Source organism: candidate division TA06 bacterium, from assembly GCA_016208585.1.
Taxonomy (GTDB): Bacteria; Edwardsbacteria; AC1; order AC1; family EtOH8; genus UBA5202.
Map to the genome: position 1 here is coordinate 1 of JACQXR010000080.1, position 7,927 is coordinate 7,927.

10 protein-coding genes are annotated in these 7,927 nt (G+C 50.9%); 2 read left to right on the forward strand and 8 right to left on the reverse strand.

Annotation, left to right across the window (positions count from 1 at the left end; all coding sequences use genetic code 11):
* Window positions 1–507: 507 nt before the first annotated feature.
* The 8 genes from HY768_06095 to gcvPB all read right to left on the reverse strand — a co-directional run bounded on the left by HY768_06095 (window position 508) and on the right by gcvPB (window position 6,194).
* A complete protein-coding gene (locus tag HY768_06095) occupies window positions 508–711 on the reverse strand; it encodes a hypothetical protein (protein ID MBI4726779.1) in 204 nt (67 codons plus the stop codon).
* A gap of 672 nt (window positions 712–1,383) precedes the next feature.
* On the reverse strand, window positions 1,384–2,412 hold the full coding sequence (locus HY768_06100) for a hypothetical protein (GenBank protein ID MBI4726780.1): 1,029 nt from the start codon (window positions 2,410–2,412) through the stop codon (window positions 1,384–1,386).
* Window positions 2,413–2,538: 126 nt separating this feature from the next.
* Entirely contained in the window at window positions 2,539–3,042 is a 504-nt protein-coding gene (locus HY768_06105; GenBank protein MBI4726781.1) for a T9SS type A sorting domain-containing protein, read from the reverse strand.
* 38 nt (window positions 3,043–3,080) lie between these two features.
* Complete coding sequence (locus HY768_06110; GenBank protein MBI4726782.1) at window positions 3,081–3,266, reverse strand: hypothetical protein; 186 nt, start codon at window positions 3,264–3,266, stop codon at window positions 3,081–3,083.
* A 31-nt stretch (window positions 3,267–3,297) separates the two neighbouring features.
* On the reverse strand, window positions 3,298–3,558 hold the full coding sequence (locus HY768_06115; GenBank protein MBI4726783.1) for a hypothetical protein: 261 nt from the start codon (window positions 3,556–3,558) through the stop codon (window positions 3,298–3,300).
* Between the two features lie 456 nt (window positions 3,559–4,014).
* Window positions 4,015–4,356, reverse strand: coding sequence for a DUF86 domain-containing protein (locus tag HY768_06120; protein MBI4726784.1), 342 nt, complete (start codon window positions 4,354–4,356; stop codon window positions 4,015–4,017).
* A complete protein-coding gene (locus HY768_06125) occupies window positions 4,346–4,642 on the reverse strand; it encodes a nucleotidyltransferase family protein (protein ID MBI4726785.1) in 297 nt (98 codons plus the stop codon). Before HY768_06125 ends, HY768_06120 begins: the two co-directional genes overlap by 11 nt.
* 76 nt (window positions 4,643–4,718) lie before the next feature.
* Window positions 4,719–6,194, reverse strand: coding sequence for an aminomethyl-transferring glycine dehydrogenase subunit GcvPB (gene gcvPB / locus HY768_06130; protein MBI4726786.1), 1,476 nt, complete (start codon window positions 6,192–6,194; stop codon window positions 4,719–4,721).
* A 529-nt stretch (window positions 6,195–6,723) separates the two neighbouring features.
* Here gcvPB and HY768_06135 point away from each other — a divergent pair.
* Window positions 6,724–7,281 carry a helix-turn-helix domain containing protein gene (locus HY768_06135; GenBank protein MBI4726787.1) on the forward strand — a complete coding sequence of 186 codons (558 nt, stop codon included), beginning with the start codon at window positions 6,724–6,726 and terminating at the stop codon, window positions 7,279–7,281.
* Window positions 7,282–7,491: 210 nt separating this feature from the next.
* The gene (locus tag HY768_06140; GenBank protein ID MBI4726788.1) at window positions 7,492–7,821 is read left to right on the forward strand and encodes a hypothetical protein; all 330 of its coding nucleotides are present in this window, start codon (window positions 7,492–7,494) and stop codon (window positions 7,819–7,821) included.
* The last annotated feature ends 106 nt before the right edge of the window (window positions 7,822–7,927 follow it).

Consider the following 7,927-nt stretch of genomic DNA (forward strand, 5'->3'; position numbering starts at 1 on the left):
ATCCCGTCGGACGCAAAATATCAAATGAAGAAATTGCCCGGGTCAACCTTAAGCCCGAAAGATTTCATGGAGAATGGAATTATACAATTTACCCGAGCCTCAATAATAACTTGTAAAGCTTATTTATTTACAGCTACTAATGGCAGTTTCTATTTTTCGTAAAAGAGAAAGACCGTTCCCTCCAATTGAGGAACGGTCTTTCTTGGAGCAACCATTACTTATAACTACTAAAAATCATTTCACTTTACTGTCCCATTCTACCAAAGATATTCCAGCTGGTCGCAAGATTTGCCTTAATAGGTCAATTCCAATGTCACCTGAACCATGTGGATTTGGCACACGCAACTTAAGCTCGCCTTTTATCATAAATTAATGCTTGCCCCCGGATAGGGACCGGTAAAACCGAACAAGCCCAGCCCGCGTATCAATTCCCTTCGTTTAATCTTGCCCGGCATATTATGCCGCCGATGCCCGGCGCCGTGATTTTACAGGTTGTTTCAACCTTCGCTACTCCGTCAAGACCTCCCTCAATTCTTTTTCGCACTCGTGTTTATCGGTATGGTTTGCCCAGACACCATTACAACTTGGAATTTCAGCAAACCACGTGCCGTCGTTTAATTTTTTATAAATTGCGCTGTTTAATAATAATTGCATTTCACCCGGCCGGTATTTTATAGCGTCCCTTACTTGTGGGGAATTTGTTTTTTTCATGTTTTATTTCAACTCCTTTATTGCGCTATTTATTAACCAGAGCGGGATATTGATTGCATACCATACCGTTTGATTGCGTTACTTTGTCATTCCCGCGCCACGCCGACTTGTCCGCCGTAGTAGCAACATAGGCGGAAGTAGAAACGAAGGAGGAAGGCGAGGCTCCGCTTAAGCGGGGCTGTGCCTGCACGCCGTAGTTGTTTCGGCACGCAGGCGGGGGCCAGGCGGGAATCCAGTGTAATCCTTCTGGATACCTGCTGGAAGCCTGCCCTGGGTAAGGCTGGCGTGCCTTGCAGGCTCAGGGTTTATCCCTCTGGATTCCTGCTTTCGCAGGAATGACATGCGGGGCAGGTATGACAAGAAGCCGCAATGATACATTGTTGTCAACATCATGCGTGATAAATGCAATCTATTAACCGCCCTCATTAATAGTGTAACAAAATATCTATCATTAGTCAATATTATTCAGTTTAGAAATCACTGAAAAAAGCGGCCTAACATAGAAGGCCGCCTTTTTTGCATAAAAGTACTTTTATTGAATCTTAATGAGTTTCGACTTTGACCGTTTCAGCCTTGCTCACCGGCATATCATCCAGCCTTCCGATGGACGTGTTATTGGGCGCGCTTTTGACTAACTCGGCCGCGGCCGCTATTCTAGGCCAGGCCGCCTGCCTATTTGTCCTTCTCCTGCACTTTTTGATAGATCTCCCGCGTGATCTGGGACGATTTGGCCGCGCCCTCGATCGCCTTGACCGCGATCTCCTGCACCTGCTTGCCGGCCGTATCCGCCTTGGCCGTCAATTGAGCCAAATGGGCGTCATTTTCCTTGATTTTTGCTTCCAGCATGGAAACCATCTGTTGATGAAGTTTCTGCTCGCTTTCCATCTCTTTTTTCAGCAGGCTGATTTCATGTTGATACCGTTGCTCGATCTCAGTTACGGCTTTGGACCCCGCTTCTGCCATCCGTTTTTCCAGTTCGGCGGGGAATGCCTCGACTTTGGCCTTAAGCTCGGCGTACTCAGTTTCCTTCAGTGCCACGGCCTCCATTCGCGCCTTGAGATCCCGCTCAAAAGCCTCCCGTTTTTCCAGAATTTCTTTTTCCAACGCCGCTTTCCCGGCTTCGTAAGCGTCCTGCTCCAGCTTCCTCTGGCGATCGCGCTGATAAATGAATTCCTCCTCCTCCTGTTTCCGCTCCTTTTCAATTTGCAACTTCCGATCTTTGACTAACTGGGCCGTCCGCTCTTCTTCCTGTTTCCAGGCTATCCGCTTTTCTTCCATATTTTCATCGAACGACTGCTCGGCCTGCCGCATCTCTTGTTCGAAATCGCGTTTCTTCTCCTGCTGGGCTTTGATCAAGGCCGCCAGGCTGTCGGCCTCTGCCATTATCTCATGGATTTGCTCAAGGCCTTCTTTTTCAACGGCTATGGCCTTTTCCAAACCATCCAACTCCTTGTGATTCTCCAGCAATTTTGCTTCGATCTGGTCGAAGGCCTTGCCGACCTCCAGCTTGACGGCTGCCAGGCTGCCGACGATGGAATCCATGGTCAGACCGCCAGCTTTTTGCACCAATTCGTGTTTTTCGGCCCGCGCCTTCTGTTCGCGTTTGTCGGTCGACTTTTCCTCCTTGACCTGCTTGAGCAGATCGTTGTATGCCTTCAGGATCTCGACCTTGGAGCTTTTTAGAGATACTTCTTCAGCCATTGCCGTTCCTTCCTAAATTTATTTTCAAAATACTTTATATCCGATTGAACCCAAGGTTTGGAAATCGCGCACTTTGGCCGCGCCGGTGAAAATTCAAATTGGGAAACCTCGCAGGGTTGAAGGGTTTTACCGCACCACCAGCATTTTAGCCGTGGCCGATTGTGTGCCTGATTTTAAATGAACCAGGTACACCCCGCTGGAAACCCTGCGGCCGCTTTGGTCCCGGCCATCCCAGTTGATTTTATAGCTCCCTGCTGTTTTGTTCTCCCGGATCAAAGTATTGACCTCCTGGCCCAAAAGGTTGTAGACTTTTAGAGAAGTATTCCCGCCCTGGGGAATGGAATATTCAATGGTGCTGCCGTAAACCCGTAATTTTACATTCTGAACTTTGAAATTTGCATTTTGCAATGGGTCGGACTCCACACCCGCTGGTCCGTAGCCTTGTAATATCCTAAGACCGTTAGCTCCATCCGCAACATAAATATAGCCACCGGTCACTGCCACGCCACCGACATTGCCTGGAGTGTTATAATAACCAACTTCGTTAGGGCTGGCCGGATTGCTGACGTTAATGATCCTCAACCCGGAATCCCAATTTGCTATATAGGCATAATAACCTGATACGGCCACATCTGTAGCATATAACGCAGTAAGATAATAGCCCGATTCTATTGGGTTTGAGGGATTAGTAATGTCATAATCCGTAAGCCCGATTGACGCGTAGATACATATGCATAGCCACCGAAAATGGCCACGTCATAGGCGTTACCACCCGTATCGCAATAACCAGTAATGGTTGGATTTAGAGGGTTGCTGACATCGATGATGAACATTGTGTAATTATAATCTGCCAAATAGGTATATTCCCCGGAGACAGCTATCCCTTCAACATCGGATGGCGTATCGTTGTATCCAACTTCGATAGTAACCTATCTCGGTTGGACTCGACGGATCGCTTATATCTATTATCCGCAACCCTGAATCCCCATCCGCCACATAGGCGTAACTGCCGGACACCGCAACTCCACGGGCATACCCCGGAGTGTCGTAATAACCAACTGTCCGCACATTGGAGCTGTCCTGCGCCTGCACTATGCCGCACAGGCCCAGCAGGGCAATGGTAAGAACCAGAGGTTTTTTGGACATGGCTTTCCCCTCCCTATTGTTTGGTTAAATGGTTTACATGCTCTGCCAACGCGCGCTAAAGGCGTATTTATGTCCGCCTTTGGCGGATAAAGGTTTACCAGGGTCTATCGGAGGTTTACCAAGGCCAAATATAAGTCTACCGTGGCCTGGTACAAGTCTACCAGAGCATAGTAAAGGTCTACCGGGGCCTGGTAGAAGTCTGCCGGGGCCTGTCAGAGGTTTACCGGGACATTCTATAAGTCTACCGGGGCTTGTTAACAGTTTGAAACTGTTTGAAACGGTTCGAACTGTTTCAAACCGTTAGTTGTCCGTTACAGGTACTCGCCCGTGTATCTCAGCTTCTGATCCTTGGCCGTCCTTCGGCAAGTTTACCCCGCAGGATGCGGTGGCTCAGGACAGGCCTTGGCATCGTCCAGCCGCCCGATGGGCGGGTTGTGGGGCACGGACCCGGCCGTTTCATTGACTGTCTGACAACAAATTGTTGACGGCAGCCTTTAGCGCAGGCAATTTCTGTTTTACCACGTCCCAGATGATCTCCACGTCGATGCCAAAATATTCGTGCGCCAGGATATCCCGCAATCCTGCAATTTTGCGCCATTCGATCTCCGGCTGAAGATTCTTCAATTCCTCCGGCAGCTTTTTTACCGCTTCACCGATGATCTCAAGATTACGGACGACACCGTCTTGGACGAGCTGGTCCGCCTTCAGGCCTTCCATGGTAACGGAAGCGGTATATTGCTCTATCCTTTGGATAGCCTCCAAAATATCATCAAGATAAGCGCGATGGTCACGCGGCATACCGCACCGAGCCTAAAATATGTTGCTGCAATCTCGGCTTGACCGCCTCCGGAATCACCATATCTACCGGCCGGCGCAATAACTGCTCGAGCTGGAACTTGAGGTCCATATAATTGTCGAAGGTCTTACGGCCCGGTTCAAACTCTACCAGCAAGTCGACATCGCTGTCCTCGTTTTGTTCGTTTCTCAAAAATGACCCGAACAGTCCTATGCGATGAATACCGTATTGCTTCAACGAACTGATGTTTTGGGTAAGAATTGATAATATTTGTTCTGCGTTCAACATACTGCACCTTTCAAATCTTTTGAACTTTTCAAGCCGTTTCAAACGGTTCGAACTGTTTCAAACCGTTGGTGTTCATTTACAGGCACTCCCCGCGGTAACACAGCTTCGGCTCTTTGGCCGCCTTGGCATCATCCAGCCGCCCGATAGGCGTATTGTGGGGCGCGCTCTTGACCAACTCGGGGTTGGTCTCGATCTCAACCGCTATCTTCTTCATGGCCGCGATGAACTCGTCTAAGGTCTCCTGGCTCTCGGTCTCGGTGGGCTCGATCATGATGGCCTCGGACACGATCAGCGGAAAGTAGATAGTGGGCGCATGATAGCCGTAGTCCAAAAGCCTTTTCGCGATGTCTAAAGTCTTAACTCCCTTGTCCCGGAATTTTAAGCCGGAGAAGACGCACTCGTGCTTGCAGTGGGCCTTGTAGGGCAGGTCGTATATGCCTTCCAGCGAGCGCATGACGTAATTGGCGTTGATGATGGCGTTCTCCGAGGCCCGGCGCAGGCCTTTGGCCCCCAGCATCCGGACGTAGGCGTAGGCCTTGACCATCACCCCGAAGTTGCCGAAGAAGCTGTGCACCTTGCCGATGCTGTCCGGCCGGTCGTAGTCGAGATAATACTTATTCCCCAAACTCCTGTCATCAGATCCATGTTCCCTGATCACCGGCACCGGCAGGAAAGGCTCCAGTTCCTTGGTGCAGGCCACTCCGCCGCCGCCCGGCCCGCCGCCGCCGTGGGGAGTGGAGAATGTTTTGTGCAGGTTGAAGTGCATCAGATCCACGCCCATGCCGCCCGGCCGGACGATGCCCATCATGGCGTTCAGGTTGGCCCCGTCCATGTATAACAGCGCCCCGGCGGCGTGCACAATCCTGGCAATAGCCGCGATGTTCCGCTCGAACAGCCCCAGCGTGTTGGGGTTGGTCAGCATTACGCAGGCAACCTCGGCGTTCATGTGCGCCTTCAGGCCCTCGGGATCGACCAGCCCGTCGCTGTTGGACTTGATGGTCAGCGACCGGTATCCGGCGATAGTGGCCGAAGCGGGATTGGTGCCGTGGGCGGAGTCGGGGATCAGAATGATGGAGCGGGGATTGCCGCGCTTGGTGTGGCAGGCCCGGACCATCATCATCGCGGTGAGTTCGCCGTGGGCCCCGGCCACCGGCTGCAGGGTGACGGTCTGCAGACCGGAGATCTGGCAGAGGTGATCGCCCAGTTCCTTCATCAGTTTTAGACCGCCCTGCAGGTCGCTTGAATCCTGGAGCGGGTGGGTCCCGGTGAAGCCCGGCAGGCGGGACAGGTCCTCGTTGACCTTGGGGTTGTACTTCATGGTACAGGATCCCAAAGGATAAAAGCCCTTGTCCACGTGATGGTTCAGAGTGGACAGCCGGACGAAATGCCGGAAGGCGTCGATCTCCGAAACCTGGGGCAGTCCGGGATCCCGGGCGCGCAGCTGGTTTTTAGGGATCAGGGAATCGATGGGTTCTTCCGGCACGTCGCATTGGGGCAAAGCATGGCCTTGCCGGCCGGAAGAAGACAGTTCAAAGATGGTTTTTTCTAACATTGGCCGCCATTAGATGTTAGTGACTTTTTAACCACAAAAAGCTTGCCCTGAGCACTTCGGCGGGTTCGACAGGTGGTACAGTGATCTTGCCGAACTGCTCACCGCAAGCCTGGTTTACACTGAGCCGAGTCCAAGTGCTCAGTGTAAACTCTGCCGAAGGGGCACAGAACGCGCAAAAACGAGAGACCTCTCTGCATTATCAATTATTGCTTTGTGATTTTTGTGCTTTCTGTGGCCAACCCTGTAGAAAATAAAAAAGCATTACATAAGTTGTAGAACACAACAAATTAAGATACCATTAAAAGGTCCCTAAAGTCAAGCAAAAAAGCAAGTTGATTGGGAATGATATAATAGATCGTTACCCCCTGAAGGAGCGGTCAAGGTTGAAGAAACTGCTATGCCTGAGCAACCAAGCATTTGACCGTTTACGGAAGGCGCTAAAACACAAACCACGGCGCTAACTTAACTATAGACAAGCGGGCGCCTGATCTGTTATAACTTCCTTCAATCAATAAGAAGGAAGCAAGTCATGTGCCCAATAACCTATACCCAGCAGATGAAAAACTCTAAAGACAAACGACAACTCCGATATCAGATGGTGACCTACGCCGTCGCTCACGGTGTAAAGCCAGCGGCCCGGGCCTTTCACACCAGCCCTCCGGCGGTCCGCAATTGGAAGGCCAGATTCGAACGAGACGGCTATCAGGGGCTGGGCGACCATTCACGCAGGCCACACCATTCGCCCCGGACCACGCCTATGCGCTTGCAGAAACGAATCGTGGCGTTGAAGAAAAAGTGCAAACGGCTGGGCGCAGAACAAATCCATACCTTGGAGAACTTGTCAATTTCTCCAATAACCATCCGTAGGATTTGGCGAAAACACAACGTCTCTTCCCGCAAACGGCGAAAGAAGCACGTTACCAAAAACAACCTCCGGGAGGTCAAAAAGCAATTTCAACTCTTCCAGATGAGTTGCGAGGACACCAAGGATCTGATCGATATCCCTGAATACTGGCCGGCCATGAAACAACACCATCTCCCCAGTGCCCAGTACACCCTGCGGGAGGTCAGCTGCGGCATCCAGTGAGCGATCGCTAACCCCCGCCACCCTGTTCGCCCAATACATCAACCATTGGTTGAGGGAGTTCAACGTCCTGCCAGAGGTCATCATACGTCAAACCGACAATGGCTCAGAGTACATCGGCAGCTGGAACAGCAAATCGCCATCCGGTTATACCCTGGCCGTCGAAGCGCTCCCCGGAGGCCGCCACCAAACGATCTTCCCCGGCGCCCCTGGATGCAAGCCGACGTCGAGACTGTTCACAACATTAGCGAGGTCGAATTCTATGAGATCGAAGATTTCAGCGACCGGCAGGATTTTATGGACAAGAGCCGCTCTTATCGGCTTTTCTGCAACATGGAAAGACCCAACACTTACAAGGAGAACAAGACCCCTTGGCAATTGGCCAAAGAGAAAGTCCCGAATCTCGATAAAAGATTTCTGATGATTCCTCCCGTTGATCTCGATGCCCTGTTGAAAAAAAATCTTTTTTCTTTATCAGGGGGTAAGAATCTATTGACAGATCCCTATTGTAAGGAAGCGTTAATAAATAACCTTTACAAGTAGTTTATTTTGTGCTATAATGTTGGGCATGAAAAACAATGTCCGACTCGAAGAACAATTTGCGCGTATCTGGCCCCACTTGAACGAACGGGCTCGTCGTTTGATGGCA